Annotated in this window: 29 protein-coding genes; 13 read left to right on the top strand and 16 right to left on the bottom strand. The window is 73.3% G+C overall.

The features are described from left to right. Positions 1-150: 150 nt before the first annotated feature. Positions 151-1,029 (top strand): endo alpha-1,4 polygalactosaminidase, encoded by an 879-nt coding sequence (locus tag CIB93_RS26590; protein ID WP_096630467.1) that lies wholly within the window; start codon positions 151-153, stop codon positions 1,027-1,029. Positions 1,030-1,072: 43 nt separating this feature from the next. On the opposite strand, the gene CIB93_RS26595 is transcribed toward CIB93_RS26590, so the two are convergent. From CIB93_RS26595 to CIB93_RS37525, 3 genes are all read right to left on the bottom strand, one after another. Beyond that, on the bottom strand, positions 1,073-1,885 hold the full coding sequence (locus CIB93_RS26595) for a VOC family protein (RefSeq protein WP_096630469.1): 813 nt from the start codon (positions 1,883-1,885) through the stop codon (positions 1,073-1,075). Positions 1,886-2,026: 141 nt separating this feature from the next. Next, entirely contained in the window at positions 2,027-2,701 is a 675-nt protein-coding gene (locus CIB93_RS26600; RefSeq protein ID WP_096630471.1) for a lysophospholipid acyltransferase family protein, read from the bottom strand. Between the two features lie 140 nt (positions 2,702-2,841). Further along, positions 2,842-3,177 carry a hypothetical protein gene (locus CIB93_RS37525; protein ID WP_143660091.1) on the bottom strand — a complete coding sequence of 112 codons (336 nt, stop codon included), beginning with the start codon at positions 3,175-3,177 and terminating at the stop codon, positions 2,842-2,844. A gap of 113 nt (positions 3,178-3,290) precedes the next feature. Between CIB93_RS37525 and tsaD the strand changes: the two genes are divergently transcribed. Then, positions 3,291-4,361, top strand: coding sequence for a tRNA (adenosine(37)-N6)-threonylcarbamoyltransferase complex transferase subunit TsaD (gene tsaD / locus CIB93_RS26605; protein ID WP_096630472.1), 1,071 nt, complete (start codon positions 3,291-3,293; stop codon positions 4,359-4,361). Positions 4,362-5,289: 928 nt separating this feature from the next. Here the strand turns inward: tsaD and CIB93_RS38135 are convergent. Further along, positions 5,290-5,451 (bottom strand): hypothetical protein, encoded by a 162-nt coding sequence (locus tag CIB93_RS38135; RefSeq protein ID WP_179500259.1) that lies wholly within the window; start codon positions 5,449-5,451, stop codon positions 5,290-5,292. Positions 5,452-5,620: 169 nt separating this feature from the next. Then, the gene (locus tag CIB93_RS26615; RefSeq protein ID WP_096630474.1) at positions 5,621-5,836 is read right to left on the bottom strand and encodes a hypothetical protein; all 216 of its coding nucleotides are present in this window, start codon (positions 5,834-5,836) and stop codon (positions 5,621-5,623) included. A 186-nt stretch (positions 5,837-6,022) separates the two neighbouring features. Here CIB93_RS26615 and CIB93_RS26620 point away from each other — a divergent pair, with 186 nt between their 5' ends. From CIB93_RS26620 to CIB93_RS26630, 3 genes are all read left to right on the top strand, one after another. Further along, entirely contained in the window at positions 6,023-8,053 is a 2,031-nt protein-coding gene (locus CIB93_RS26620) for an NB-ARC domain-containing protein (RefSeq protein ID WP_096630476.1), read from the top strand. An 80-nt stretch (positions 8,054-8,133) separates the two neighbouring features. Next, on the top strand, positions 8,134-8,637 hold the full coding sequence (locus CIB93_RS26625) for a GNAT family N-acetyltransferase (RefSeq protein ID WP_096630478.1): 504 nt from the start codon (positions 8,134-8,136) through the stop codon (positions 8,635-8,637). 60 nt (positions 8,638-8,697) lie between these two features. After that, positions 8,698-10,020 carry a serine hydrolase gene (locus tag CIB93_RS26630; protein WP_096630480.1) on the top strand — a complete coding sequence of 441 codons (1,323 nt, stop codon included), beginning with the start codon at positions 8,698-8,700 and terminating at the stop codon, positions 10,018-10,020. A gap of 64 nt (positions 10,021-10,084) precedes the next feature. Here CIB93_RS26630 and CIB93_RS26635 read toward each other — a convergent pair whose 3' ends face one another. Next, on the bottom strand, positions 10,085-10,879 hold the full coding sequence (locus CIB93_RS26635; protein ID WP_096630482.1) for a PepSY domain-containing protein: 795 nt from the start codon (positions 10,877-10,879) through the stop codon (positions 10,085-10,087). Positions 10,880-11,060: 181 nt separating this feature from the next. On the opposite strand from CIB93_RS26635, the gene CIB93_RS26640 reads away from it, so the two are divergent. The 5 genes from CIB93_RS26640 (at position 11,061) to CIB93_RS26660 (ending at position 15,781) form a co-directional block, all read left to right on the top strand. Beyond that, positions 11,061-11,309: a DUF6296 family protein gene (locus tag CIB93_RS26640; protein WP_096630539.1), complete on the top strand. Its 249-nt coding sequence runs from the start codon at positions 11,061-11,063 to the stop codon at positions 11,307-11,309. Positions 11,310-11,468: 159 nt separating this feature from the next. Next, entirely contained in the window at positions 11,469-12,230 is a 762-nt protein-coding gene (locus tag CIB93_RS26645; protein WP_096630484.1) for a DeoR/GlpR family DNA-binding transcription regulator, read from the top strand. After that, positions 12,227-13,174: a 1-phosphofructokinase gene (gene pfkB / locus CIB93_RS26650; RefSeq protein WP_096630485.1), complete on the top strand. Its 948-nt coding sequence runs from the start codon at positions 12,227-12,229 to the stop codon at positions 13,172-13,174. Before CIB93_RS26645 ends, pfkB begins: the two co-directional genes overlap by 4 nt. Before the next feature lie 123 nt (positions 13,175-13,297). Further along, positions 13,298-15,283 (top strand): fructose-specific PTS transporter subunit EIIC, encoded by a 1,986-nt coding sequence (locus CIB93_RS26655; RefSeq protein WP_096630487.1) that lies wholly within the window; start codon positions 13,298-13,300, stop codon positions 15,281-15,283. A 63-nt stretch (positions 15,284-15,346) separates the two neighbouring features. Further along, positions 15,347-15,781, top strand: a complete 435-nt coding sequence (locus CIB93_RS26660; protein WP_096630540.1) for a protein-tyrosine phosphatase family protein — start codon at positions 15,347-15,349, stop codon at positions 15,779-15,781. Between the two features lie 38 nt (positions 15,782-15,819). Here CIB93_RS26660 and CIB93_RS26665 read toward each other — a convergent pair whose 3' ends face one another. From CIB93_RS26665 to CIB93_RS26680, 4 genes are all read right to left on the bottom strand, one after another. Continuing rightward, positions 15,820-16,506, bottom strand: a complete 687-nt coding sequence (locus CIB93_RS26665) for a bifunctional 2-polyprenyl-6-hydroxyphenol methylase/3-demethylubiquinol 3-O-methyltransferase UbiG (RefSeq protein ID WP_096630489.1) — start codon at positions 16,504-16,506, stop codon at positions 15,820-15,822. 67 nt (positions 16,507-16,573) lie between these two features. Continuing rightward, positions 16,574-17,374: a signal peptidase I gene (gene lepB / locus CIB93_RS26670; RefSeq protein WP_096630490.1), complete on the bottom strand. Its 801-nt coding sequence runs from the start codon at positions 17,372-17,374 to the stop codon at positions 16,574-16,576. Positions 17,375-17,471: 97 nt separating this feature from the next. Further along, positions 17,472-17,786: a hypothetical protein gene (locus tag CIB93_RS26675; protein ID WP_096630492.1), complete on the bottom strand. Its 315-nt coding sequence runs from the start codon at positions 17,784-17,786 to the stop codon at positions 17,472-17,474. Positions 17,787-17,898: 112 nt separating this feature from the next. Then, positions 17,899-18,408: a DUF664 domain-containing protein gene (locus tag CIB93_RS26680; protein ID WP_096630494.1), complete on the bottom strand. Its 510-nt coding sequence runs from the start codon at positions 18,406-18,408 to the stop codon at positions 17,899-17,901. On the opposite strand from CIB93_RS26680, the gene CIB93_RS39170 reads away from it, so the two are divergent. Continuing rightward, positions 18,392-18,682, top strand: a complete 291-nt coding sequence (locus tag CIB93_RS39170) for a hypothetical protein (RefSeq protein ID WP_257002392.1) — start codon at positions 18,392-18,394, stop codon at positions 18,680-18,682. The genes CIB93_RS26680 and CIB93_RS39170 overlap by 17 nt on opposite strands. Positions 18,683-18,703: 21 nt before the next feature. Here CIB93_RS39170 and CIB93_RS26690 read toward each other — a convergent pair whose 3' ends face one another. The 5 genes from CIB93_RS26690 to CIB93_RS26710 form a co-directional block, all read right to left on the bottom strand. Further along, on the bottom strand, positions 18,704-19,732 hold the full coding sequence (locus CIB93_RS26690) for an alpha/beta fold hydrolase (protein ID WP_096630497.1): 1,029 nt from the start codon (positions 19,730-19,732) through the stop codon (positions 18,704-18,706). A 149-nt stretch (positions 19,733-19,881) separates the two neighbouring features. Next, positions 19,882-20,115: a hypothetical protein gene (locus CIB93_RS26695; RefSeq protein ID WP_096630499.1), complete on the bottom strand. Its 234-nt coding sequence runs from the start codon at positions 20,113-20,115 to the stop codon at positions 19,882-19,884. Between the two features lie 3 nt (positions 20,116-20,118). Next, the gene (locus CIB93_RS26700; RefSeq protein ID WP_096630500.1) at positions 20,119-20,793 is read right to left on the bottom strand and encodes a TNT domain-containing protein; all 675 of its coding nucleotides are present in this window, start codon (positions 20,791-20,793) and stop codon (positions 20,119-20,121) included. Between the two features lie 296 nt (positions 20,794-21,089). Continuing rightward, positions 21,090-22,193, bottom strand: coding sequence for a winged helix DNA-binding domain-containing protein (locus CIB93_RS26705; protein WP_096630502.1), 1,104 nt, complete (start codon positions 22,191-22,193; stop codon positions 21,090-21,092). Positions 22,194-22,211: 18 nt separating this feature from the next. Continuing rightward, positions 22,212-22,790: a DinB family protein gene (locus CIB93_RS26710; protein WP_096630542.1), complete on the bottom strand. Its 579-nt coding sequence runs from the start codon at positions 22,788-22,790 to the stop codon at positions 22,212-22,214. Between the two features lie 102 nt (positions 22,791-22,892). On the opposite strand from CIB93_RS26710, the gene CIB93_RS26715 reads away from it, so the two are divergent. Then, positions 22,893-23,909: a YafY family protein gene (locus CIB93_RS26715; RefSeq protein ID WP_096630504.1), complete on the top strand. Its 1,017-nt coding sequence runs from the start codon at positions 22,893-22,895 to the stop codon at positions 23,907-23,909. A 32-nt stretch (positions 23,910-23,941) separates the two neighbouring features. Here CIB93_RS26715 and CIB93_RS26720 read toward each other — a convergent pair whose 3' ends face one another. Further along, positions 23,942-24,733, bottom strand: coding sequence for a DUF4389 domain-containing protein (locus CIB93_RS26720; RefSeq protein WP_096630505.1), 792 nt, complete (start codon positions 24,731-24,733; stop codon positions 23,942-23,944). A 281-nt stretch (positions 24,734-25,014) separates the two neighbouring features. Between CIB93_RS26720 and CIB93_RS26725 the strand changes: the two genes are divergently transcribed. After that, the gene (locus tag CIB93_RS26725) at positions 25,015-25,515 is read left to right on the top strand and encodes a tetratricopeptide repeat protein (RefSeq protein WP_096630507.1); all 501 of its coding nucleotides are present in this window, start codon (positions 25,015-25,017) and stop codon (positions 25,513-25,515) included. The last annotated feature ends 340 nt before the right edge of the window (positions 25,516-25,855 follow it).

Below are 25,855 nucleotides of genomic sequence, written 5' to 3' on the forward strand. Positions count from 1 at the left end.
GGGCGGCCAGGTGAGGGGAACCATCGAGGGCAACCGCCTGAAAGCCATACCCGGTGTCTCTGGGCCTCTGGACCTTACGACGGCCCGTCCAACCCACGAACAACGTAGGACCGCCTGACGCCAATCGGGCGCCCACGCACCGGAGTACGCATGTCCCCGCAGGTCCCCGTCCCCCTTCTCCGCCGCAGGGGCAGGCTCTTCGCACTCGTCGGCGGTGCCGCGGTCGCGACGGGAGCGGGGCTGCTCCTGTCCGGCGTCCTCGCCACCGGCTCTCCCGCGCCTCCCACACCTCACGCGCCTCCCGCGCCGAAGGTCGTGCCGCCCACGGCGAACGCGACGTTCGACTACCAGATCGGCGGTGCGTACCCCCCGCCTGCCGGGGTGGAGGCGGTCGCCCGCGACCGTGGCGACCAGCCCGCCGAAGGGCTGTACAACGTCTGTTATGTCAACGCCTTCCAGGCCCAGCCGGACGCACTTGCCTGGTGGCGGAAGAACGACCCCGATCTGCTGCTGCGCGACAGCGACGGCGACCTGGTCAACGACGAGGCGTGGGGCGAGGCGCTGCTCGACACCTCGACCGCGGCCAAGCGCAGTCGGCTGGCGGTGATCGTGGGGGACTGGATCGACGGCTGCGCGAAGGCGGGGTTCCAGGCGGTGGAGCCGGACAACCTGGACTCGTACGAGCGCTCCGGCGGCCTGCTGACCCCGGCGCACAACGCCGCGTTCGCCGAGCTCCTGGCCACCCGGGCGCACGCGGCCGGGCTGGCGATCGGCCAGAAGAACAGCACCGATCTGCTGGAGCGGCGCGAGGCGATCGGGTTCGACTTCGCGGTCAGCGAGGAGTGCGGCCGGTACGACGAGTGCGCCGACTACGCCTCCGCGTACGACGACCGGGTCTTCGTCGTCGAGTACACCGCGCGCGACTTCGCCCGGGCCTGCTCGTCCGTGGGAGCGCGGCTGTCGGTGGTGCGCCGGGACCTGGACGTCAGGCCGGCCGGACGAGCGGGGTATGTGTTCCGTACCTGCTGACGCCTCAGGCCGAAGGAGCAGGCGTCCGGCCCTGCTGACGGACTCAGGCCGAAGGGCCGGGCGCGTCCGGCGCGGGGTGGGTGCAGACGGTGAAGATGCCGCCGTATGGGTCGCTGATCACCGACTCGGTTCCGTCGGCCGGGCGGTCCACGGGCGGCGAGACCGTGCCGCCCGCCCTGTGGGCCGCCTCGGTGACCGCTTCCAGATCCTCGACCAGGAAGCGGACGTGCCAGCGCGGGCGCAACCGGGGGTCGGGGGACGCGCCGTCCCCGCCGCCGCGCAGGGTGGCCACGGTCCGGCCGCCCTGGCGTACGACGACGGCGTCCTGCGCGTAGGCGTAACCGACCTCGCAGCCACCGGGCTCCTCGGAGGCCCAGCCGAAGATCTCGGCGTAGAAGATCGCGGCGTCGAAGGCGTGGCTGGTGCGCAGTTCGAGGGAGGCCGGTGCGTTGTCGCGGCCGAGCAACCACGGAGGGGTCCGGCCCTCCCAGAAGCCGAATCCGGCCCCCTCCCGGTCCGCGGCGACGGCTCCCCTGCCGGGGCCCAGCCGGATCGGGCCGACGGCGATCGTGCCACCGCGCTCCCGGACCCGGCCCGCGGCGGCGTCCACGTCGTCGACGGCGAAGTACGGGGTCCAGTTCACGGACGCGGGCAGGCCCGGGGCGATCTGTCCGATCCCGGCGACGGGCACGGTCCCGACGTGGGCGACGGAGAAGCCCTTGCCGAGGGTGCCGGAGCGGAAGGTCCAGCCGAGAACGGCCGTGTAGAAGTCCTCGGTGGCCCGCAGGTCCGGGGTCATGAGACTGACCCAGCACGGAACGCCGTGCACGGGAGTGGTCTGCTCTGCCGCCGTCATCGGGATCCGTCTCCTCGCCCCCGGTCCTGGGCCGCCGGCCGCTGACGCCGGTCCGACGGGTGAGTCTGTTGGTCATCGGCCGCTTCCAGGCCGATGCGCTCCGCGGCCTCACGCCTCCTCGGAGCAGCATGCCCTCCATACCTACGCCGCCCGCGTCGCCGCCGCCACCCGGGCCGCGGGTTCGCCCAGGTGTCCGGCCGCCGTGCGCCAGGCGGACGTGACGGCATCGCGGGCCCTGGCGGTGGCCGCCTCGACGTCCGGGGGAAGGTGCAGCGAGGCGCCGACGTGGAGGCGGGGGCGGCGGGCCGGAGCGGTGAGCAGCCCGGAGATCTGCTTGACGCACCGGCCTGAGGTCACGCGGCGGGCGCCCGCCTGGCCGAGCGGCACGACCGGAGCCCCGGACGCGTGGGCGAGGCGGGCGAGGCCGCTGCGGAAGCTCTCCGGCGGGGCCTCGGCGGCGTCGGTGCGGCCGGGCAGCCGACCCTCCCCGTAGATCAGGACATGCCGCCCGTCCCCGAGCGCGGCGGCCGCCTCGTCGAGGGCGTCGGCCGCCCGGTGGGTGTGGCGGTGCACGGGCACATGGCCGCCGTGCTCCAGCAGCCGGCCGAGGACCGGGATCCGCCAGAGCCCCGCGGTGGCGAGGACGACGGGTTCGACGCCGAGGCGGAGCAGAGCGGCGAGGACGATGCCCGGGTCGGCGAGGGATGTGTGGTTGGCGACGATGATGCTGCCCGCGGCCGGGGCTGAGGCGTGGTCGGACGTCACGGTGAGGCGTCCGAAGGAGGGGACGACGACGGCGGCGATGCGGCTGAGCACGGGTCTCGGTTCTCCAGTGGTCCGGTGGGCGGGGCGGCCTTCCGCGGTGCGACGCGGCCGGGCCGGGCCCGCCCGGCGCTCGCCCCGGCTGTCGTCCTCATCCTCGCGGCGGCCCGGGTGGTGGACCTGAGCGTTCGTACTCAGGCGTACCGGGTCAGGTGCTCGGCTCCGGTCTGCTCGGCGGCCCTGCCGTGCCGCGTCGACATGCGGTGCGGGCGCGCGCCGTGGCTGCGATCGGCCCACAGCCGCCGGCGGGCGACCCTGGTTCGAGCTGCCGCCCGCGCTGGGCATCCGCTGGGAGAGCGCGGTGAGGGGCGGGGTTGGGGGGCGGGGTGACGGATGCCGTGCTGTACCCGCTCGACCTGCTCACCGCGGCGCTGGGGCTGGGCCGTCGGCCGGACGCCGGGGCGGGTGCTGCGGAGCACGCTGCGGTACGCCGAGGTCTTGACCGCGCTCGAACCCGCGCGGGTCGTCATCGCGGCGACTCTGCTGGAGCACCGGGGCTCCCCCGCGCGGTGCGGGGCCCGCCCGCGGTGGACTACCTTATTGCACATTGGTTGCACTTACTTAATGTGGCAAGGAGGCTCCAGTGGGCTCTCCCGTGGTACTCGGGATCGAATCGTCCTGCGACGAGACCGGGGCGGGACTGGTGCGGGACGGGCGGCTGCTCGGGCATGCGCTGGCCTCCAGCATGGACGAGCACGCTCGTTTTGGTGGCGTCGTGCCGGAGATCGCGGCGCGGGCGCATGTGCACGCGCTCACCCCGGTGGTCCGGCAGGCGCTGGACAGCGCGGGGCTGAGCATGGGAGACATCGGCGCGGTCGCCGTCACCACGGGTCCCGGGCTCTCCGGGGCCCTCCAGGTGGGGCTGGCCGGGGCGAAGGGGCTGGCGTACGCGCTGGGCGTGCCGCTGTACGGCGTGCATCATCTGGCGGGCCATGTCGCCGCCGACACGCTGGAGCACGGTCCGCTGCCCGACCCCTGTGTGGTGCTGATCGTCTCCGGCGGCCACACCTCGCTGCTGCTCGTACGGGATCTGGCCCGCGATCCGATCGTGCACCTCGGGGACACCGTGGACGACGCGGCCGGGGAGTGCTTCGACAAGGTCGCCCGGGTGTTCGGGCTGCCCTATCCGGGCGGTCCGGCGATCGACCGGGCGGCACGGGAGGGCGACCGGCGCGCGACGGCGTTCCCGCGGCCGATGACCGGCGCGCGGGACGCCCCGTACTCCTTCTCCTTCTCCGGGCTCAAGACGGCGGCCGCTCGGTGGGCCGAGCAGCGACGCGTGGAGGGCGGCGGGCTGCCCGTGGCCGACGGGGCCGCGTCGCTCCAGGAAGCCGTGGCCGATGTGCTGACCCGTAAGGCGGTGGCTGCCTGCCGCGATCACGGGGTGTCCACGCTGGTCGTGGTCGGCGGGGTGGCCGCCAATTCACGGGTGCGGGAGCTGGCGGAGCGGCGGTGCCGGGCGGCCGGGATCACGCTGCGGGTGCCGCCGCTGAAGCTGTGCACGGACAACGGGGCGATGATCGCGGCGGTCGGCGATCTGCTGGTGCGGGCCGGGGCTGAACCCGCTCCGCCGGACGTGTCGATCGACCCGTCGGCCCCGCTGGAGTACGCGGCGCTGCACCCGGGTGTGCGGAGTGTGAGCCGGGACGCCTGAGGCCCCGGCCGTGTTCTCCCGGGTTCCGGACGCCGGGGGGCGTCCGGAACCCGGGCCCTTCGGCGGCCCTCGGCGTCCAGGGGGCCGCTGGTGAACAGGACCCCGGTGCGGGCCGGGACGGGTACGGGCTCCCCGGCGCGGTTGACCGCGCAGACCAAGTGGTCGCCGCACTCGAACGCGCAGACCACGTGGTCCGCGCGCGGACATCCAGAGGTCCGGCCCCTCGCTCAGTCGGCACAGCGGTTCGGTGTGCAGCGCGGCGAGGGAGCGCCTCTGCCGCAGGACCCCGCCGTACGCGGTACGGGGACAGCTTGGAGGCGGGGGCGTCGGCCTGGCGGTCGGCCGCGCGCAGCGGCCCGTCCCGGGGCAGCGGAAGCCAGGGTTCCACGGTGGTGCCGAGGCCCGCGTACGGTTCACCGGCCGCCCAGGGCAGCGGGGTGCGGCAGCCGTCGCGGCCGGGGCCCGGCGCTGGGAGCGGAAGCACATGGGGTCCTGGACGCGGGCCACCGGTACGTCGGCTTCCGGCAGGCCACAGCTCCTCGCCCCGGCGGGGGTGGACGGAGCCGGGCAGGGCGAGCGAGAGCAGGGCGGCGGCGCGGGCGCCGAGGTCCGGGTCGCTCGGGACGCCCGCTCGGGAGCGCTCTCCGCGCGTCGGCGCGGGCCGCTCACCGACGCGGGGCCGCCGGGGTGTCCGTGGCGGTCCGCCGGGGGGCCGCGGTGGCGCCGGGCCTGGATTCAGGACATCCGGCCTACCGCGGCCTCACCCGCTTCCGCTTGCGGCGGTTCTCCAGCGAACCATCGCGTCACGAACGCAAGAGCATGGCAATAGTTGCAGGACGTTCATCGTCCCGTGATGGCCAGGCCCGCAGGGGCGTGGCCGCCCTCGGCGGACGCGGGCCGGGTCTCGGCTCGTCCGCCCCTGGGGCTGCTAGCGGGCGGCGGCGGCCGTCCGGACGGTGCCGAAGTCGACCGCGCGATCGGCGTCGCGCAGGACCTCCTCGGCCACACGGCGCACTTCGGCGAGCACGTCGCCCTGTTCCTCCACGAGGCCGGCGTAGATCGGTGCTTCGGTGCTGTCTGCGGTACTCATACGGAATGTTTCCCCGTCGGTCTCGTGCGAAGAGCCCCTGCCGGTCGGCAAAGGCGGGGGCGAGTGTACGTGGTGGGCGGCGGCCGTCGCGATTCCGGTCCAGCACTGGGACAACCGTCACACCTGCTGGAACACCCGCACGGGCGGCACCGGCGGGCGGCCGGCCCGGTCAGCCGACGCGGGCCGCGGGCAGCGGGCGGTGGCCATCGGTCCACTGGTTGACCCAGCCACAGCCCGAGCAGGCGTAGCGGCCGTCGAGGCCCGCGATCTGGGTGCCGCACCGTGCGCATCCGATGTACGTGATCTCCGGGTGTTCGGTGGCCGCCTCGGCCGGGGGCCGCTCCTCCGGGCCGGTCGAGGGTGCCCCTCCTGCGAATCGCGTCATGCCAGCAACGTAACGCAGAGGTCTGACAGTGCTCCCGGGCCGCCCGCGCGCCGGTCGGCGCCGACCCGCATTGATCTTTCGGTTCCCGTCGCTTATCGAACGGACGGGATGCATTGTCGGCCGTTTCTGACTGCTTTTCGCTATGAACGGAGGCGGCGGGGCCCGGCGAGGCAGGATGTCCCCGTGATGGGCAACCTCCCCGTCGTGACGACCAGCTTCGTCGGCCGCGACAGCGAACTGGTCAGCATCGAACGGGCACTTCGAGATCATCGGCTGGTCACGCTCACGGGCAGCGGCGGGGTCGGCAAGAGCCGCCTGGCCCTGCGCACCGCCGAGCGGGTCCAGGGCCGCTACGCGGACGGTGTGTGGTGGGCCGATCTGTCCCATCTGCACGACGACCAGCTGCTCACGACGACGGTCTGCGACGGGGTCGGACTGCTCGACCACAGCCCCCGCCGCCCGGTGGCCGCACTCTGCGAATGGCTGGCCGACCGGCGGCTGCTCCTGGTCCTCGACTGCTGCGAGCGGGTCGTCGGCCCGTGCGGGCAGCTCGTCGCCGAGCTGCTCTCCGCGGCTCCGGGCCTGACGGTGCTGGCCACCAGCAGGGAGCCCTTCGGCGCACCGGACGAGCACGTCATAGAGGTGCCCCCGCTCTCCGCGGGAGCCGACGGGGACGACGCCGTGCGCCTCTTCCACGACCGTGCGGCCGCGATCGCTCCGGACCTCCGGCTCGACGCCCCGGACAGTGCGGCCGCCGTCGCCGACATCTGCCGCCGCCTCGACGGCATACCGCTCGCCGTCGAACTGGCCTGCGCCCAGCTCCGCGGGAGCAGCGCCCAGGAGATCACCGGACGGCTGGCCTCCCGGATGGACACCCTCAGCGACGACACGGTGTGGCCCCGCCGCCACCGCGCCCTGCGCACCACGATCGGCTGGAGCCACGAGCTCTGCGCTCCGCTGGAACGGCTGCTGTGGGCGCGGCTCTCCGTCTTCCGGGGCGTCGTCACGGCGGCGGACGCCGAGGCGGTGTGCGCGGGCGGGCCGCTCGGCGCCGACGCGATCGCCCCCGCGCTGGAGCGGCTGGCCGACCAGTCGGTGCTCCGGCGGACCGGGGACGGCTATCTGATGCTGGACACGCTGCGCGAGTACGGGGCGATGTGGCTCGCCGAGCTGGCGCAGGACGCCCTCCTGGCTGACCGGCACGCCCGGCACTTCGCCCAGGTCGCCGTCCAGGCGTACGCGGGCTGGCTGGGGCCCTCTCAGGTCGCGTGGTACCACCGGATCGCCGACACCCACGCGGATCTGTGCGCCGCCCTGGACCACCTGCTGGCCGAGGACCCGGAGAAGGCGATGGAGATGGCCGGGTGCGCCGGGCTGTTCTGGAGCTGCTGCGGCCATCTGCACCAGGCCCGTACGTATCTGGAACGGGTGCTGGCCCTGCCGCTCTCCGCCGGTCCGCACCGCACCCGCGCGCTCTGGGCCCTGGGCATCACGCTGACGCTCCAGGGCGACCACGAGGCAGCCCGTCGTACGGGCGAGGAGTGCCACTACGCGGCCCGCCGCGACGAGGACGCCGAGGCGGTGCTCCTCGCGGCGCACTCCATGAGCTTCACGTATCTGATGATGGGCAAGCCGCACACCGCGCACTCCATCAGCGACCACGCGCTGCGCCACCACGTGGGCGACCCCGCCGACGCGCCTTCGCAGCTTCGCTGCCGGGTGATACGCCTGTTCGCCCTGTCCGCGCTCGGCCGCCTGGACGAGGCGTACGAGGAGGCCACCCGGCTCCAGCGGATCAGCCTGCGCTTCGGCGAGCACTGGGCCCGGGCCTACGCCGATCACCAACTGGCTCTCATCCACCTGCTCCAGGGACGCCCCCGGCACGCCGAGAGCCATGCGCGGGCGATGCTCGCGAGCAAGCACGAGCTGCACGACAGCCTCGGTATCGCGCTCGGCCTCGATCTGCTCGCCGGAGCCATCGCCGTCCAGGGGAACGGGGTGGCCGCGGCCCGCGCCTCCGGGACGGGGCACACGTACTGGCGCATGATCGGCCACCCCCACCGGGGCACCCCGGAGCTCGGGGCGATCCGCGAGCAGTGGGAGCTCCGGGCCCGGCAGGCCGCGGGCGACTCGGCCTACGAGCGGGCCTACCTGCGTGCTTCGGCCGACGACGCGGAACGGGGCCTGGCCCACGCGCTGGAACGCCGGTTGCCCTGAGGGCTGTCCCGTGGCGAGAACCGGGGATGGCCCGGGAAACGCCCCCCGGGCCGGGGCCGGAAACCGCCTAGCATCCCGGTATGACGACCATCAGCCGCCTGCGTCCCGGCCATGCCGACGCCCTTCTCGCGTTCGAGCGGGAGAACCGCGCGTACTTCTCCGCCTCGGTGCCCGACCGGGGCGACGACTACTTCGCCGGTTTCGCCGAACGCCACCGTGAGCTGCTCGCCGAGCAGGACGCGGGCCTGCACCACTTCCATCTCATACAGGACGCCGACGGGACCGTCCTGGGCCGCATCAACCTCGTGCAGGTGGAGAACGGTTCGGCGGAGCTCGGGTACCGGATCGCCGAGAAGGCGGCCGGGCGCGGCCTTGCGACCCGGGCGGTTCAGCAGGTCTGCGTCCTGGCGGTGCGGGAGTACGGGCTGACCGAGCTGCGGGCGGAGACGACGCTGGACAACTCGGGCTCCCGTGCGGTGCTGGCCCGCACCGGGTTCGAGCCGGTGGAGGACGTCATGTTCGGCGACCGCCCGGGGCGGCGGTACGTCCTCGATCTGCGCCGGGGCGCTCCCTTGGCCCCGTGACGGAGCGCCAGTGATCGGCCGGATGGGCCACCTCGGGGGCATGGCCCGCCCGGCCGTCGGATGCTGGGGCTCGCGGGAGCGGACCGCCCCGCCCGCGCGGTCCGCGCGACGCCACCCTTCCAGGAGGTACCCCCGGTGCCGACACGCCACCTTCCCCCCGTCCCGCCGCACCCTGACCGCCCCCGGCGGCAACGGGCCGCCCGGCGAGGAGCCGTCGTCGCCGTGCTGGCGGCCGCCTCGCTCGCCGGGCTGCTGACCGGCCCGGCCCACGCGGGCGGTGACGGGGGCGACGGCCCGCACGGTCCATCCGACCGTGAGCTGCGGCGCGGGCTCCAGGCGCTCGTCGACACGCCCGGCGGTCCGCCCGGGGCCGTCGCGGTCCTCACGGCGGACGGGCACAGCGAGGTGTACCGGGCGGGCACCTCGCAGATCGGCACCGGGCGCCCGCCGCGGACCGGCGATCACATGCGGATCGCCAGCACGGCGAAGGCCTTCAGCGGTTCGGTCGCCCTGCATCTGGCGGACCGGGGCGCCCTCTCCCTCGACGACACCCTCGGGCGCCGACTGCCCCGGCTGCCCTCCGCCTGGCACCGGGTGACGCTCCGCCAGCTCCTGAACCACACCAGTGGGCTGCCCGACTACACCGAGGACCCCACGTTCATCGCCGAGCTGACCGCCGACCCGCGCAGGCGCTTCGACTCCCGGAAGCTGCTGGACTACGTCGCCGGGGACCCGCTGCGGTTCCGGCCGGGCTCCGCGTACCGCTACTCGAACTCCGACAACATCGCCGTCGCCCTCATGGCGGAGGCAGCGACGGGACAGCGTTACGAGAGGCTCCTCGCCGAACTCGTGTACCGGCCACTGGGTCTTCGTCGCACCACCCTCCCCCAGGGCTACCGGCTGCCGGAGCCCTATCTGCACGGCTACGCGACGGACGCCCCCAATGCGCCCGAGGACGTCAGCACGGTGCTCAGCGCCTCCGGAGTGTGGGCGTCGGGCGGCATCGTCTCGACGCCCCGGGACCTGGGGGCCTTCATCCGCGGCTACGCCGGGGGCCGGGGCCTGGGGCCGGCGGTCCGCCGCCAGCAGCTGACGTTCGTGGAGGGGAGCTCCGAACCTGCCGGTCCCGGCCGCAACGGGGCCGGACTCGCCCTCTTCTCCTATACGACGCGCTGCGGCACCGTGTACGGACACACCGGCAACTTCCCCGGCTACACGCAGCTCGCGGCGGGCACGAAGGACGGCAAGCGGTCCCTGACCGTCTCCCTCACCTCCCAGGTGAACAGCACCACGAATCCGCGGCTGCTGGCCACCCTCCGCGCGCTCCAGGAGGACTTCGTCTGCCGGCTGCTCGACCGCCGCGAGCCGGGCGGCAAGCGGTAGCGCACGCGCGAAGGGGTACGCCGGACCTCCGGCGTACCCCCTTTTCCTCGCAGGCTCTCAGCGGTCAGTAGTCGTCGTTCTCCTCGCGGACGATCGCGTCGGTCTTGGCGTCCACGTCGAAGGTCGTCCTCTTCCAGTCGGAGCCGACCACGTCGACGGCCCAGATGACGCCGTCGCCGTTGTTGTCCTCCAGGCTGACGGAGGTGACCGTCCCCTTCTTCTTCTCGGTGGCGACCTTCGCCGCCTGCTGGGGGGTCTGGGTGGCCTGTGAGAGCCACTCGACCGTCTGCTCCTTGTCCTCCGTTTCCTGATCGGCGTCGACCCGGGCCTCGGTGACCTTGCCGTCGACCGCGTTGATCCGCACGGTGTGGATCGTGCCGTCCCTCTCGGCGACCTCCGCGACCCAGACAGGGCCCTCGGCACCGGGGCTCGCGGTGGGACTGGACGTTCCGGTCGGGCTGGCCGTGCCCGTCGGGCTTCCGGTCGCGGTCGGACTGGGGCTCTCGTCGCGGTCGTCGTCGTCCACACCCTCCAGGTCGAGGTCGACCAGCTTGCCTCCGGCCACCTCGCCGACAGCGGTCGTGGCGGCGTCGTCGAAGGTGACCTTCGTGGCGTCGAGCACCTCCTTGCGTTCCTGCTGCTCCTCGGTCAGCTCAGCGGTGGCGGACGGGGTGGTCGTCTGCTGCTGCGGAAGGACCTTCGCGGCCTCGGACGTGGCCGCGGACGTCGCGTTGTCCGCGCTCTGGCCACAGCCCGTCAGCAGAACGGCCGCGGCCGCCGCCATACCGAGGGCGCCGACCATCGTGAGGTTGCGGGAACGGAGGGAAGCACTGTTCTTTCGTCGAGGCTCAAGTCTCATGCACGCATGCCTAGCCCTCCGCGCGGCCGCTCATGTTGTCCTACCGGGCGGAGTCACCCGATCGACCGGGCGGCTCCGCCCGTTGGCCGTCGCTCCCCGGGCAGGGGGTGTCCGGGTGCGAAACAATGGGTTACAGGACCGCATCCTTCCGCGGTCCGGCCGGGAGGCCGTCATGCACCACATGGTTCACACGGAGCGCTACGAACTCATCTTCCAGCTGTCCGGCGCCACGGACGACGTGGTCACCGTCCGACTGACGGACCGGATGGGGGCGGGCGGATTCCCGGTGTACGAGGACGAGACCGGGATCGTACGGGCCGAGATCAGCGACCGGGGCGAGGTCCGCATGCTCGCCAGCGGCGGACACCAGCTCCCGGGGGCGCCCCTGCTGGCCCGCCCCCTCCACGAGGACGCACCGCAAGCGCACTGACCAGTCCGGACAGCCCCACCGGCGGGGCGTACCCCTCACGGGTGCGCCCCGCCTTCTGTTCATGCCCACTCCTCGCCCGTTTGTGTTTACATTCCCACACCTCGGACGTAACCTGAGCGCGAAACCACAGACTCGGGCATGAAACGGAAACGAAACCACATGTACGCACCGGAGCGTCAGCAGGAGATCCTCCGCCTCGCCCAGGAGAGCGGCCGGGTCGACGTGCTGTCCCTGGCCGAGGAGTTCCAGGTGACCGCCGAGACGGTCCGGCGGGATCTCAAGGCGCTGGACCGGGCGGGGCTGCTGCGCCGGGTGCACGGCGGCGCGATTCCGGTCGGACGGCTGGACTTCGAGCCCGATCTCGCCCAGCGCGACGCCGTCGCCGCCGACGAGAAGGACCGCATCGCGCAGACCGCGCTCGCCGAGCTCCCCGCGGACGGCAGTGTGATCGTCGACGCCGGGACCACGACCGCCCGGCTCGCCGCGGCCCTGCCCGTCGAGGCGACGCTGACCGTGGTGACGCACGCGCTGCCGGTGGCCGCGCGGCTCGCCGATCACCCCGGCGTCGCGCTGCATCTGGTCGGCGGCCGGGTCCGCCACCGCACCCGGGCCGCGGTCGATGCCTGGGCGCTCGGTTCGTACGCCGAGATCAACGCCGACGTGGTCTTCCTCGCCACCAACGGCTTCTCCCCCAAAAGCGGTCTGACCACGCCCGACCTCGCCGAGGCCGCGGTGAAGCGGGCCGTGATCAGGGCGGCCCGCCGGGTCGTCCTGCTCGCCGACTCGGGCAAGTTCGGGCAGGAGCACTTCGCGCGCTTCGGCGATCTGACCGATGTGGACCTGCTCATCACCGACACGGGCCTCAGCCCCGACGACGCCCGCTCCATCGAGAGCCGGGGCACGGAAGTAGTACGCGCATGATCCTCACCGTCACCCCCAACCCCAGCCTGGACCGCACCTACGAGCTGCCCGGTCTGGTACGCGGCACCGTGCTGCGGGCCACCTCGGACCGCGTCGATCCCGGTGGCAAGGGCGTCAACGTCTCGCGCGCCGTCGCGGCAGCCGGACACCGGACGGTCGCCGTCGCCCCGATCGGCGGACCGGAGGGAGCGCTGCTCGCCCGCCTCCTCGGTGACCTGGGCATCGAGGCCGCCGGCGTGCCGATCGCCGGGAGCACCCGGATCAACGTCACGCTCGTCGAGCCCGACGGCACCCTCACCAAGGTCAACGCGGCGGGTCCCGAGCTGAGTCCGGCCGAGGCGGAGGACGTCCTGGAAGCGGTACGGGTCCGCTCGTCGGCCGCCGACTGGATCGCCTGCTGCGGAAGCCTGCCGCGCGGACTGCCGCCCCGGTGGTACGCGGAGCTGGTCGCGCGCAGCCACCGGGCCGGGGCGCGGATCGCCCTGGACACCTCGGGCGCGGCGCTGACCGCCGCGCTCGCCGAGCGGCCCGACGTGATCAAGCCCAACGCCCAGGAGCTGACCGAGGCCGTGGGCCGTCCGCTCGCCACGGTGGGCGACGCCCTCAAGGCCGCCGAGGAGCTGCGCGAGCGCGGCGCCCGGTCGGTGCTGGCGAGTCTGGGCGCGGACGGGCAGCTGCTGGCCGAGGCGTCGGGGGCGTATTTCGCCACCGCCCCGGTGACGGCCGTTCGCAGCAATGTCGGTGCCGGAGACGCCTCCCTGGCCGGTTTCCTGACGGCGGGCGGGCAGGGACCGAAGGCTCTCGCCTCGGCCGTCGCCCACGGTGCCGCGGCGGTGCAGCTGGCCGGAAGCATCATGCCCGCCCCGGCCGACCTCGATCTGCCGTCGGTCGTGACGACCTCCGACGTGCCGCTGGACCGCACGCTGACGGAGCCCGCCCCATGACCCCCGCGCCGCCCCCGAAACCGCCCCAACTCCCGCAACTCCCGTACGGACCCCACCCGTACGAGCCCGCCGCCCCGTCCCCCCGAGCCGCCGCAGGGCGGTCCCCGAGCAAGGAGCACCGCGATGAGTGAGCTGATCACCGCGGAACTGGTCGACCTCGATCTGTCCGCCGCAACGAAGGACGCCGCCGCGAGGTCGCTCGCCGAGCGGATGGTGGCCGCGCACCGCGTCACCGATCTCGACGGCTTCCTGGCCGACGTCGCCGCCCGTGAGGCACAGATGCCGACCGGTCTGGACGGCGGTATCGGCATCCCGCACTGCCGCAGCGCACATGTGAGTGCCCCGACGCTGGCCTTCGGGCGCAGCGCGGCGGGCATCGATTTCGGAGCGGCCGACGGTCCCGCGGACCTGATCTTCCTGATCGCCGCACCGGCCGGGGCCGACGACGACCACCTCACCATCCTGTCGGGCCTGGCCCGCAGGCTGATGGACCCGGAGTTCACGGCCGCGCTGCGCGCCGGTACGGACCCGGGGGCGGTGGCGGCGCTGATCCGGGGCGAGGAGCCTGCGCAGGAGGAGCCTGCGCAGGAGTCGGCCGCAGCCGTGGTGGAGCCCACCGAGGAGCCCGCCCCCTTCCGGATCGTCGCCGTCACCTCCTGCCCCACCGGCATCGCGCACACCTATATGGCCGCCGAGTCCCTGACCGCGGCAGGCCGCGCCGAGGGCGTCGAGGTGACCGTGGAGACCCAGGGCTCGGCCGGTTTCCGGAAGCTGGACCCGGCGGTGGTCTCGGCGGCCGACGCGGTCATCTGGGCCCACGACGTGGAGGTCCGGGAGAAGGCCCGGTTCCGGGGCAAGCCGCTGGTGGACGTCGGGGTGAAGGCGGGCATCAACCGGCCCGCCGAACTGATCGCGGAGGCCCGCCGCAAGGCGGAGCACGGAGAGATCGCCGTCGCCCCGGAAGACGAGGGCACCACGGACGACGGGAGCGGATCCGGCGCGGACCACGCGCACTTCGGCGTCCGGCTGCGGACGTATCTGATGTCCGGTGTGAGCTACATGGTGCCGTTCGTCGCGGCGGGCGGTCTGCTGATCGCCCTGTCGTTCGCCATCGGCGGCTACGAGATAGCGGACGCCAGGTCGGTGGCCGACCACTTCCTGTGGGGCGAGGCGGACAGCTGGGCCGCGCTGCTCAACCAGATCGGCTCGGCGGCCTTCGCCTTCCTGGTGCCGGTGCTGGCCGGATACATCGCGTACGGGATGGCGGACCGGCCCGCGCTGGTCCCCGGTTTCGTCGGCGGGGCCATCGCGCTGACCGTGAACGCCGGGTTCCTCGGCGGTCTGGCGGCCGGTCTGCTGGCCGGTGCGGTGGTGATGGCCATCCAGCGGGTGCCGGTCCATCCGACCCTGCGCGGCATCATGCCGGTGCTGGTGATCCCGTTGATCGCGTCGGCGGTCGTGGGATTCCTGATGTTCATCGTGGTCGGCAAGCCGATCGCCTCGTTGCAGAGCGCGCTGACGGACTGGCTGAACGGTCTGTCCGGCTCCAACGCGGTGATCCTCGGCGTCGTCCTCGGGCTGATGATGTGCTTCGACATGGGCGGCCCGCTGAACAAGGTGGCGTACGCCTTCGCGGTCGGCGGTCTCGCCGATCCCACCCCGGGCAGCCTCAAGGTGATGGCGGCGGTCATGGCCGCGGGCATGGTCCCGCCGCTGGCGATGGCGCTCGCCACCACCGTACGCAGGAAGCTGTTCACGAGGACCGAGCGGGAGAACGGCCGGGCGGCCTGGGTGCTGGGTGCCTCGTTCATCACCGAGGGCGCGATCCCGTTCGCGGCCGCCGACCCGCTGCGGGTCATCCCGTCGGTCATGGCGGGCGGCGCGGTGACCGGTGCGCTGTCGATGGCCTTCGGGGCGACCCTGCGCGCTCCGCACGGCGGGATCTTCGTGGTCCCGCTGATCGGTGAGCCGCTCCTGTACCTGCTGTCGGTCGCCACCGGCACGCTGGTCGCGACCGCTCTGGTCGTGCTGCTGAAGAGTGCGCGCCGGACGACGGCCCCGGTCGGCGACGCGGGGCCCGCGGACTCACCGGTCCCGGTCGCCGCCTGACCTCCCGGCGGACCGTATCCGGGGCGTACCGCCCCGGTGCACCAGGGTGGTTGGATGGCTCACGTGAGCGAGAAGTGGAACGCCGGCGATCCGGCCGTCCTGGCCCTTCCCTCCGGGCGGCTGGTCCGTGGCCGGGGGCTGCGCGAGCCGTTGCCCACCGGCCCCGAGCCGGAGTTCGGCGTCTATCTGCTGGGGCGCACACCGCCCCCGGTCGGGTGGGAGTCACGGTGGCTGCGGTGGCCGGACTTCCGGCTTCCGGCGGACCGGGAGGCGGCCCGGGCCCTCCTCGAAGAGGTGTGGAACCGGGCCGCCGGCGAAAGAGTCGAGGTGGCCTGCGGCGGCGGAATGGGCCGGACCGGGACGGCGCTGGCCTGTCTGGCCGTCCTGGACGGGGTCCCCGCGGCGGACGCGGTGGCGTTCGTCCGCCGGGGCTACCACCCACGGGCGGTGGAGACGCCCTGGCAGCGCCGTTACGTACGGAACTTCGCACGGCGCTAGAAGCGTGCGGGCCTTCGCCTTCCTCCTCGGCTGTGCGGTCAGTCGTGGCGTACGGCGCGGAGCACCGCGTCCCGGACGACGGTCTCGCGGCCTTCCGGGTCGGGGCCGACGCGTTCGGGTGCGGTCGCCTCGATGACCGCCCATTCGGCGGGGTCGAGGGCGGCCGCCATCTCCTCCCCCGTGGCGAAGAGGTCCGCGCTGCCGGGGCGTCCGACGGAGGGGTCGCGGTCGTCCGGGTGGTGGCTGACCACGAGGAGCGTGCCGCCGGGGCGGACGGCGGCGGCGAGCCTGCGGTGCAGGGCGTGGAGCTCGGCCCGGGGCAGGTGCATGAACTGGGCGGAGACCAGGTCGTAGCGTTCGGGGGCCGGGTCCCAGCCGCGGACGTCGGCCTGCCGCCAGGTGATCCGGTGCGCGATGTCCGCCCCGGCGGCGGCCGCCGTACGGGCGGAGGATTCCAGGCCGGTGGAGGACCAGTCGGCGCCGGTGACCCGCCAGCCGCAGGCGGCCAGCCAGATCGCGTCGGCGCCCTCGCCGCTGCCCACGTCCAGGGCCGTACCGGGGTCGAGGGGCGTCGCGTACTGGACGAGGACCGGGTTGGGGTCGCCGCTCCAGGCGTTGCCCGCCCGGTAGCGGTCCTCCCAGAACTCCTGGGTGAAGAACCGCCGGGCGTCATCGTCGTCGCGCCGGTGGCCGGGGGCGTGCTGATCCGTGTGGTGGTGGCTCATGGAGGCATGGTGCGGTCCGGTCCCCGGGGTGGGCCAACTTCCTTGCCGGATCGGCAAATCCCGCCGTTCAGCGCCTCGCCCGGCGGCGGCGCAGCACCACCAGGGGTACGGCGGCGGCGAGCGTGATGCCGCCCGGGTCGAGCACCGCTTCGGCGGCCGGGGCCGGGTGGTCGGCGCTGCCCTGGGCGTTGTCGAAGGTGTCCGGCACGGGCAGGGTGCTCCAGCGGCCGAGCGGCCAGGCGATGACGACGGCGCGGCCGACGACCTCGTCGACCGGGACCATGCCTTCGGTGCTGTCGTCCTGGTGGTAGCGGGAGTCCTCCGACGCCTGGCGGTGGTCGCCCATCACCCAGAGCTTGCCCTCGGGCACGGTGACCTTGAAGCGGCCGCCCTCGTCGTCGCTGCACGGGGTGTTCCCGGGAAAGACGTACGGCTCGTCCAGGGCGGTGCCGTTGACCTTGACCGGCCCGTCGCCGGTGCACTCCACGGTGTCACCGCCGACGCCGATGACCCGCTTGATGAGGTCCTTGTCCTCGACCGAGGGCATCAAGCCGATGAAACCGAGCACCTTCTGCACGGTGTTGGGCTCATCGACGGGCACATCGTCGAGCCAGTCCGCCGGGTCGTGGAAGACGATCACTTCGCCGCGTTCCGGTTCCGCTCCGAACCAGGGGGTGAGCTTGTCGACGAGGACCCGGTCGCCCGTCTGCAGGGTGTCCTGCATGGAGTTCGAGGGGATGGAGAAGGCCTGCAGAAGGAAGGTTTTGATCAGCAGGGCCAGGACCAGGGCCATGCCGATGAGGAGCGGGAGCTCCACCCAGAACGGCCGGTTCTTCCTCGTCCTCGCTCGTGCGCCCGCACGCCTCATCGCCCCGCTCCTCGCCCCGTGTGTCCCGCCCGTCCGTTCCTGGCCGAACGGATCCCGTGCGGATCACTCTATGGGGTGCCGGTGACGGCGAAGGACTCTACGGGGCGGGTGAGGGCGGTCCGGCGGGCTGCCCGGCGCTGACCGGCGGGACCGTGGCGCCCGCGCCCTCCCGCACGGCCTCGACCACGCTCTGGTGGAAGGCGCGGCTCTCCTCCTCGGAGGGGCACGGCACGGGGCTGCCCGCGAGGGTGAACCAGTCCGATGATCCGCTGTACTGCACGGCCACCGACGCCTGTCCGTCGGACCAGGTCGTATGCACCGTGAGATCACCGGTGAGGATTCCTGCTTCCACGGTGCGTACTCCGCCGGTTCCCGCGAAGACACCGCTGGTCGTCCACGATGCCCAGCTCATGACGCGTCGCCTTTCGGACAAGAACAAGCCTGTCTAGCGGACTGCTTCCGAGTATGGCACCGCTGGTGGGAGTGTGCACGGGTGTGCGAGGGCCGGTCGCGGCCGCCGGTGCTCAGGCCCGTTCCAGCACCCCGCGGACGAAGGCGGCCTGGCCCGCGTGCTGGAGGTCCTCGGCGACGACGCTGATCAGCCGGACGCCCAGGGTCACCGGGGGTGACCAGGTCTCGTCGACGATCCGGTCGAGGGCGTGGCCGTTCAGCCCTGCGACGAAGTCCAGGGTCCGTTCGTGCACGGCGTCGTAGTAGCCGAGGAGGGGTGCGGCGGAGTCGACGCGGACGGCGGCGACCTCGTCACCGCTGTGCCCGTAGCCGGTGGCCGTCTCGTCGAACGGCAGATCGAACCGGTCGGCCCAGCCCTCGGTGAGCCAGACCTGTTCGGTTCCGGCCGCGTCGGCGATGTGGTCGTCCTGGATGCGGGTGAGGTGCCAGATCAGCCAGGCGATCGAGTTCGCCTCCTCGTCGAGGCGGGCGTTGAGGTCGTCGGGCGGGAGTCCTTCTGCCGCCGCGTGGACCACTTCCCTGACGCGGCCGAACGCCTCGGCCAGCATGCCTGCGCTGTTCATCCGTTCACCTTCGCCCCCGGGGCGGGCGGGAGCGGGGCGCGACACACCCCCGGCCGGGGCTCGCGGCCCTACGATCGGGTCATGGTCCGCAGCAGGGCGCACGACGTCGATCTATCTGCTGCGCACCGGTGTCCGTGACGCGTTCACGGACCGGCTCGCCTCCCACGACATGGGCAAGGGATGCCTGCGCTTCCGCGCCCCGGCCAGGATCGGCTTCACGCTCGTACGCGATCTGCACCGGGCGACCGCGGCGACGCGCGGCACGCCCTGCTGACGGGCGCGTTCCAGCCGCGTTTCAGCGCAGGTCGTGCAGCCAGTCGGTCAGCAGGGTGTTGACCTCGGCGGGGCGTTCCTGCTGGATCCAGTGGCCGCAGCCTTCGAGGAGGTGGGCGGCGGACAGGCCGGGAAGGGTCCTCGGGTAGGCGTCGATGGCGTCGGACATCCAGGTGGTGGAGGCGTCGAGGGTGCCGCCGATGAAGAGGGAGGGCTGCGTGACGGGGGCCCCGTGCCAGGCGGTGAGGTCCTCCCAGTCCCGGTCGACGTTGCGGTAGCGGTTGAGCGCGCCCGTCAGGCCGGTGCGTTCGAACTCCGCGCTGTAGACGTCCAGGTCCCGCTCCTCCAGCCATCCCGGCAGTCGGCCTGTGGGGAACCGGTCGGCCATGCGCGCGCCCTTCGGGACGAAGAAGAGGCCGCTGTGATCCGCGGGGGCGAGGGTGTCGCCGGAGAGGCCTGTGTAGAGGCCGGTGAGCCAGCCGCGTACGTCGGGCTCGATCTCCGCCTCGGCTCGGCCGGGGGTCTGGAAATAGCTGACGTAGAACTCCTCGTCGCCACCGATCCGGGTGAAGGCGTCGGTGGGACGAGGGCCTCCGGGAGGTGCGTAGGGGACGCTGAGCAGGGCGGCGGCGGTGAAGACGTCGGGGCGGAGCAGGGCGCTGTGGGCGGCGATGGGCGATCCCCAGTCGTGTCCGACGACGATGGCGGTGTCCGCGCCGAGGGCCCTCACGACGGCGGTGTTGTCGGCGACGTGGGCGAGCATGCGGTAGGCGTCGACGGCGACGGGCTTGGAGGAGCGTCCGTAGCCGCGTACGTCGATGGCGACGGCCCGGTATCCGGCGGCGGCCAGCGCGGGGAGCTGGTGGCGCCAGGAGTACCAGGACTCGGGGAAGCCGTGGACGAGCAGAACGAGAGGACCGGTGCCTTGTTCGACGCAGTGGATGCGGCCGCCGGGGACTTCGACCAGGCGGTGCACCGCGCCGGGGAGGAGCGTGGAGGGGCGGGCCGCGCGGTCCGCCGACGGTGTGGGTACGGGGGTGTGCTCCGGCATGGTTCCTCCTCGGGCGCCCGGCGATGGGGCGGTCGTGACGGGGCTGCGGGCGGCCGGCTCGGAAGCCCGGCCGCCCGGTCACGATCATTCGGCCGGGGCAGCCGCTCGTACAAGCTTTCTTGCTGTTCCGGCAAACCTGGCCCGGGCGGTCAGACGAGGAGGCTCAGCAGGTGCGCGCAGGCGGCGGCCTCGTCCGGGTGGCGGGCGACGACTTCGTACGTGCCGCGCTCGAAGGCCCCGGTCTCCCACCGGCCGTCGGCCGCCCGCCGGACGAAGAGGAAGTCCGGCGGGGTGGGAGCGGGCTCGTGGACACCCTCGATCCGGTAGTAGCCGCCAGGGATCCGGGCCTCGACGAGTGCGGCGTGCAGCGCCCGGCGGTCCATGGGTTACGCGCCCGCGGGGGTCAGGTAGGCGTTGTCGAGCAGCCACTTCACGTTCAGCCGCTGCCCCTCGCCCGGGTCCAGGAACACCGCGTCGAGCTTGATCTGCTGACCGCCGCCGGGCTGCTCGAACCACGGGGCGATGCTGCCCTGCCAGACCCAGAAGGGCTTGGCCACCTTGTAGACGCGGTAGTCGCAAGGGGTGGCCGCTTCCCTGGTGTTGAGGTTCTGCGGGGGCAGGGCGCGCTCGGCGTAGGCGTCGCCCGCGGGGGCCAGATAGCCGCCGTACTCGGAGCCGAAGCGGTCCAGGCGCTGGCCGGTGCGGAGCTTGACGGGCTCCTTGTCGATCTCGCCGTTCACCTCGGCGAAGCCGTCGTTGGGCGGGTACTTCCAGCTTCCCGTGTCCGCGGGCCCCTCCCAGTACTTCTTGAGGAAGTCCCTGGGCGCGAGGTCACCGGTGCGCTGGTAGCCGTTCAGCAGCGGGCCGACCGGGGCGAGCCGCTTGCCGGGCAGCCACTTCGGACCGAGGCGGGCGTCGCCGCGGAACTCCCCGGTGCAGGGTGCGTGGCGCTCGGCGGCGGGCGCGGTGCCGACCGGCTGCGGGGCGGCACTCGCGGCGGGGGCGGTGATCAGTCCGGCGGTGATGCCGAGCGCGGCAAGTACGGTACGCATGCGGTTCATTCAGGGGTCCCCTCGATCGCGAATGACAGGCGCTGATGACGGCGCTGATGGTCAATCAGGACAGCTGACGTAGGGTAACCGCTCGACTACTGGGGACTGCCGCGCCATGCCGTTTCCGGCCACCGGGAACAGCGCCGCACCCCGTGGCGGTGAGCCGGTCCGGGGCGCGGAGCACGCAGGGCGCCGATGGCGCGTGCGGACTTCCTTTCGCGCACGCCCCTTGCCGGACAAGCTTGTTGAAGGATGTCCAAAAAGCCTTGCGCTCGGCCTGGACCATACAGATGGACGCGCTCACATCAAGAACGGCGTGAGGCCGCCACGCGGACACGGTCGCTCGCGCCGTCGGAGAGGAACAACGCCAGTTCCCGCCCCTCGTCGGCCACGGCACTGCGGTCGGCCCGGGAGAACGGCCGCAGCGGGTCCACCGTGACGGTGCCCTCGGTGACGGTCCAGGTGGCGGCGGTGCGGCCGTCGACCAGCACGACGCGTTCACCGGCGACCGAGAGGCCGCGGTGGGCGTCGTCGATGATCCGGCTGCGATCCTGGTAGCCGAGGATCGCGTTGTCGAAGGCGGGCAGGAACCGTACCGGTGCGGGGGTGCCGGGGTCCGGGCGCGGCGCGTCCGGAAGGTCGAGCAGCTCCCGGCCCCGCTCGTCGCGGAAGCTGACCAGTTCGCCGCGGAGGGCCGCCACCGCACCGGGCAGCCCGGCCAGGCCTGACCAGGCGCGCAGGTCGGCGGTGGCGGCGGGGCCGTGGGCGGCCAGATACCGGCGGACCAGCGCCTGGCCTACCGGGTCCGTGCCGTCCGGGGCGGGCGGGTCGACCGGGCGGCCCAGCCAGGAGGCGAGCGCGACGTTGCGCACCCCGCCCTTCGTGCGCCAGAGCCCCCGGGGCGGCGCCTGGGCCATCGGCACGAGGGCGGCGACGACCACCTCGCCCAGGGGGCGCGGCCCCGGCCCCGGCCAGCGAGGGGCGAGCTCACGTACGATCTCGGCTGCCGTACGGGGTTCCCCGTCAGCCATCAACTCCCTCCCCTCCGCAGCGAGTTTATCGAGGTCGACCCCTTTCAGCTCGTCCCGGTAGACCCCGAGCACGCGTTGCCGCAGCATCGCCTCGTGGCGGGACCGCCAGGCGAGGACGTCGTCGGCGCTGACGAGGTGGACCGTGCGGCGCATCAGGTGGGTGCGCACCACGGTCCGCCGCGTCAGCAGGTCCGAGAGGACCGCCGGATCGAAGGCGGCGAGCCGCGACCAGAGCCCGACGAAGGGTTCCTGCGGCTCCTGCGCCTGGAGACCGCAGAGGTGCGCCACCGCGTCGGCGGCCGGCAGGTCGGCGCGGTCGAGCAGCAGCTGCCGGGCGAGCGTGGCGCGGTTCAGTGCCCGGTTGTCGAGGACGGTCATCGGGCCCTCCCCGGGGGGTCAGGTCGCCTGCCGTCCGTCGATGCTCTCGCGCAGGATGTCCGCGTGCCCGGCGTGCTGGGCGGTCTCGGCGATGACGTGAGCCAGGACCCGCCGGACGCTCCACACCGCACCGGGCTCGTTCCAGGGCGCGTCGGGGAGCGGGTGGGTCGCGGACAGGTCGGGGACGGTGGTGACGATCTTCTCGGTGCGGGCGGCGACCTGCTCATAGTCGCGCAGAATCCCGGCCACTGTCTCTCCGGGCAGCATCCGGAACTCCCTCTCCCGGTCGATCGCCCACTGCGGCAGCTCACGGGCCGTGCCGGCCATCAGGTCGTCCCAGGTGACCCCGTCGGGCAGCGCGAAGGACATCGCCGAGGGGCCCTCGGTGACGAAGCGCAGCCAGCCGCTCTCGGTGGCCGTGACGTGTTTGATCAGGCCGCCCAGGCACAGGGCGCTGACCGTGGGGCGCAGACCGGCCTGTTCGTCGTCGAGGCCGCGCACGGTGGCCGTCAGCGTGGATCGCGCTTCGGCCAGAGCGGCGAGCAGGTCGGCCCGCTCGCCGTCGAGGGAGGAAAGGGTGGTGGTCGTGGAGGTCACGGCGATGGAGTCCTTCCGGTGGTTCACGTCGTCCGGTACGAGATCCACTCTCCCAGGAGAAGAGGACAGGGTATGGCCTCTGTTCCAACCGATACTGGCGTCATGCCGAAAACATCAGCGCGTCTGCTGTCGCTGCTCTCCCTGCTCCAGGCCCGCCGGGACTGGCCGGGGCAGGCTCTGGCCGAGCGGCTGGAGGTCAGCCCCCGCACGGTGCGCCGGGATGTCGACCGGCTGCGCGAGCTGGGCTATCCGATCGTGGCCTTCAAGGGGCCCGACGGCGGCTACCGGCTCGACGCGGGCGCGCGGTTGCCGCCGCTGCTGTTCGACGACGACCAGGCGGTCGCCCTCGCCGTCGCCCTGCGCACCGCTGCCGCCACCGGGGCCGGGATCGGGGAGGCCGCGGCCCGTGCGCTGACCACGGTCCGGCAGGTCATGCCCGACCGGCTGCGCCACCGCCTCGACGCCCTGCGCATCACCGCCGTCGAACGTACGCCGGGCCCGCCCGGCCCGCAGGCCGACCCACGCGTACTGATGGCGCTCAGCGCGGCCGTGCACGCGGGCGAGGTGCTGCGCTTCGACCACTCCCCCGCGCACGCGCCGCGCACGGACGAGACCGGGGGCTCCGCCGCCCGGCCGCGCCGGGTGGAGCCGCACCACCTCGTCACGTGGGGCGGGCGCTGGTATCTCGTGGGGTGGGACCTCGACCGCGCGGACTGGCGCACCTTCCGCGTGGACCGGATCGCCCCGCGCACCCCCACGGGGCCCCGGTTCACCCCGCGCGAGGTGCCCGGAGGGGATGTGGCCGCCTTCGTCGCAGCCCGGTTCCGGGGCTCCGACGGCCCCGACGGCTGGCCCTGCCGCGGCGAGGTGATCCTCGGCCTGCCCGCGTCCGAGGTGTCCGGGTACCTGCGCGACGGCGTCGTCGAAGAACTCGGCCCGGACCGCTGTCGCCTGGTCCTGGGCACCTGGTCGTGGGCGGGGGTGGCCGCCGCTGTCGCCAGGTTCGACGCCGACTTCGAGATCGTCGGGCCGGACGAATTCAGGGACGCGGTCGCGGATCTGGCACGGCGCTGCGCCCGGGCGGCGGAGCAGTCCGGCGACACCCCACAGGGTGGCTGAGGGCTGTCCCGTAGCCCCCGCCTGGTCGGCCCTCAGGGGCCCACCAGGCGGGTGTCGTCCGTCGGCTCGTCGGTCCACGTGGCGGTCACGGAGGAGGTGACATGGCCCGCCAGGCCGAGCACCAGGAACAGCACCACGAGCCACTTCGCCGCGCTGCTCATGACCAGCGGACGGGTCGAGGAGCGCCGCGCCCCCTGCGCCACGGTGAAGTCGTCGTCCCCGAAGAGGCCCTTGGGGTAGGCCGGGGTGAGCATCATGGAGTACGCGGAGAACCGCATCCGGTAGCGCAGGGTGGCCGCCGTCGCCTCGAACAGCGGCCTCGGCATACGGCCCAGGACCAGCGTGATCAGCCACCAGACGAAGCACAGTGCCCACCAGCCGTACACCGCGAGGCTCTGCACGATCGCCGCCGGGATCATCAGGAAGATGCGGAACAGGACCGCGAGCCGGTTGAGCGGGGTGGGCCGCACCTCGATCTGTACCGGGTAGTCGGGGGGCGGGGTCAGTGCGAACGGCGGGTAGCGGTCCACCAGCAGCATGTCGCTCGCGGAGACGCGCATGTCGTATCCGAGGACCGCACTGAGGAACCGGAACACGGGGTCGGGCAGCCGTCCCAGCACGAGGGCCGCGAACCATCCGAGGATGACCGTGAAGAACGCCGCGATTTGCAGGAAGAACAGCACGATGAAGTGCGGGATCAGCAGCAGGAGTCGCAGCAGAACGGTCAGCCGTCGCTGGCCCGGGGGTTCGACGATGTCCAGGACGGGCCGGAACTCGTTCGCGTCCGCCTCCGTGCGGCCCGGGCTCCACTGGCCTTCGGCCATGTCGCTCCTCCTCGGCTGGAAATCCGTGCGGCATCCGCGCGCAGGACGTGTCCCCACCGTGCGTCCGGCCCGGGGCGCCCGCAAACGGCCCGGCCCGAACGGGTGCCCGGGCCTCGGCTGCGGGCGCGCGGATCAGCGCCTGCGCAGCCGGCCGACGAACGAGCGGCCGACGGCCTTCTTGGAGCGGGATCGCGGCCCGGGCTGCGGGTCGGCGCTCGGCGGGGCCGACCCGGGCGCGGAATCTCACTCGGCTGTCCACGGCCGCCTGCGACGATGAGCCCATGAGTGCACAGAAGAAGAAGGATCTGCTGGACGAGGCCGAGCGGCTGCGCGCGGAGGGCCGCCCCGAGGAGGCACGGGAACGGCTCCTCGCGCTGACCGCCGAGTACCCCCACGACGCGGAGGTGGCCTACCGGACGGCGTGGATCCATGACGTTCTCGGCCTGGAGGCGGAGGCGGTGACGTACTACGAACGCTGCCTGGCGAAGCCGGAGCTCAGCACGGAGGACCGGCGCGGCGCGCTGCTGGGGCTGGGCAGTACGTACCGGATCCTGGGCCGGTACGGGCAGGCGGTGGAGATCCTGCGCCGGGGCGTCGAGGAGTTCCCGGAGGACGGGGCGCTGCGGACGTTCCTGTCGATGGCCCTGTTCAACACCGGTGAGCATCACGAGGCGATGCGGCTGCTGCTGGAGCTGACAGCCGCTACCAGCGACGACCCGCACGTACAGGGGTACCGGCGGGCCATCGAGCACTACGCGAAGGATCTCCACGAGACGGTCTGACGGCCCGTGCCCCGGTCGGGCTCCCCCGTCTCACCTTCTCTTCACTTCTTCACTCTGTGTGGGGCAGGACTTCTCCGGGGTGATGACCGGGAATCCGGTGCTGCTCGGTGGGGCGGCCGTGCTCTGGGCTCGGCCGGGTCGGGTCCTACGGCGGCAGGCTCGGGCTGCCGGCCCTGGTGGCGGCGGCCGGGCGCTGATCGTCGAAGCGGCACCGCGTCCGGGCGACGGACCGCGGCCGGGGAGGGGGAAGCCCCGGCCGGATCGGGGGAATCCAGCCGGGGCAGCTTGAGTGCGTGCGTGAGGGGGTGGTCGCCTCTCGGCGGCGAACGCCAGGGGATTC

This window comes from Streptomyces sp. WZ.A104 (genome assembly GCF_002382885.1).
Lineage (GTDB): Bacteria > Actinomycetota > Actinomycetes > Streptomycetales > Streptomycetaceae > Streptomyces.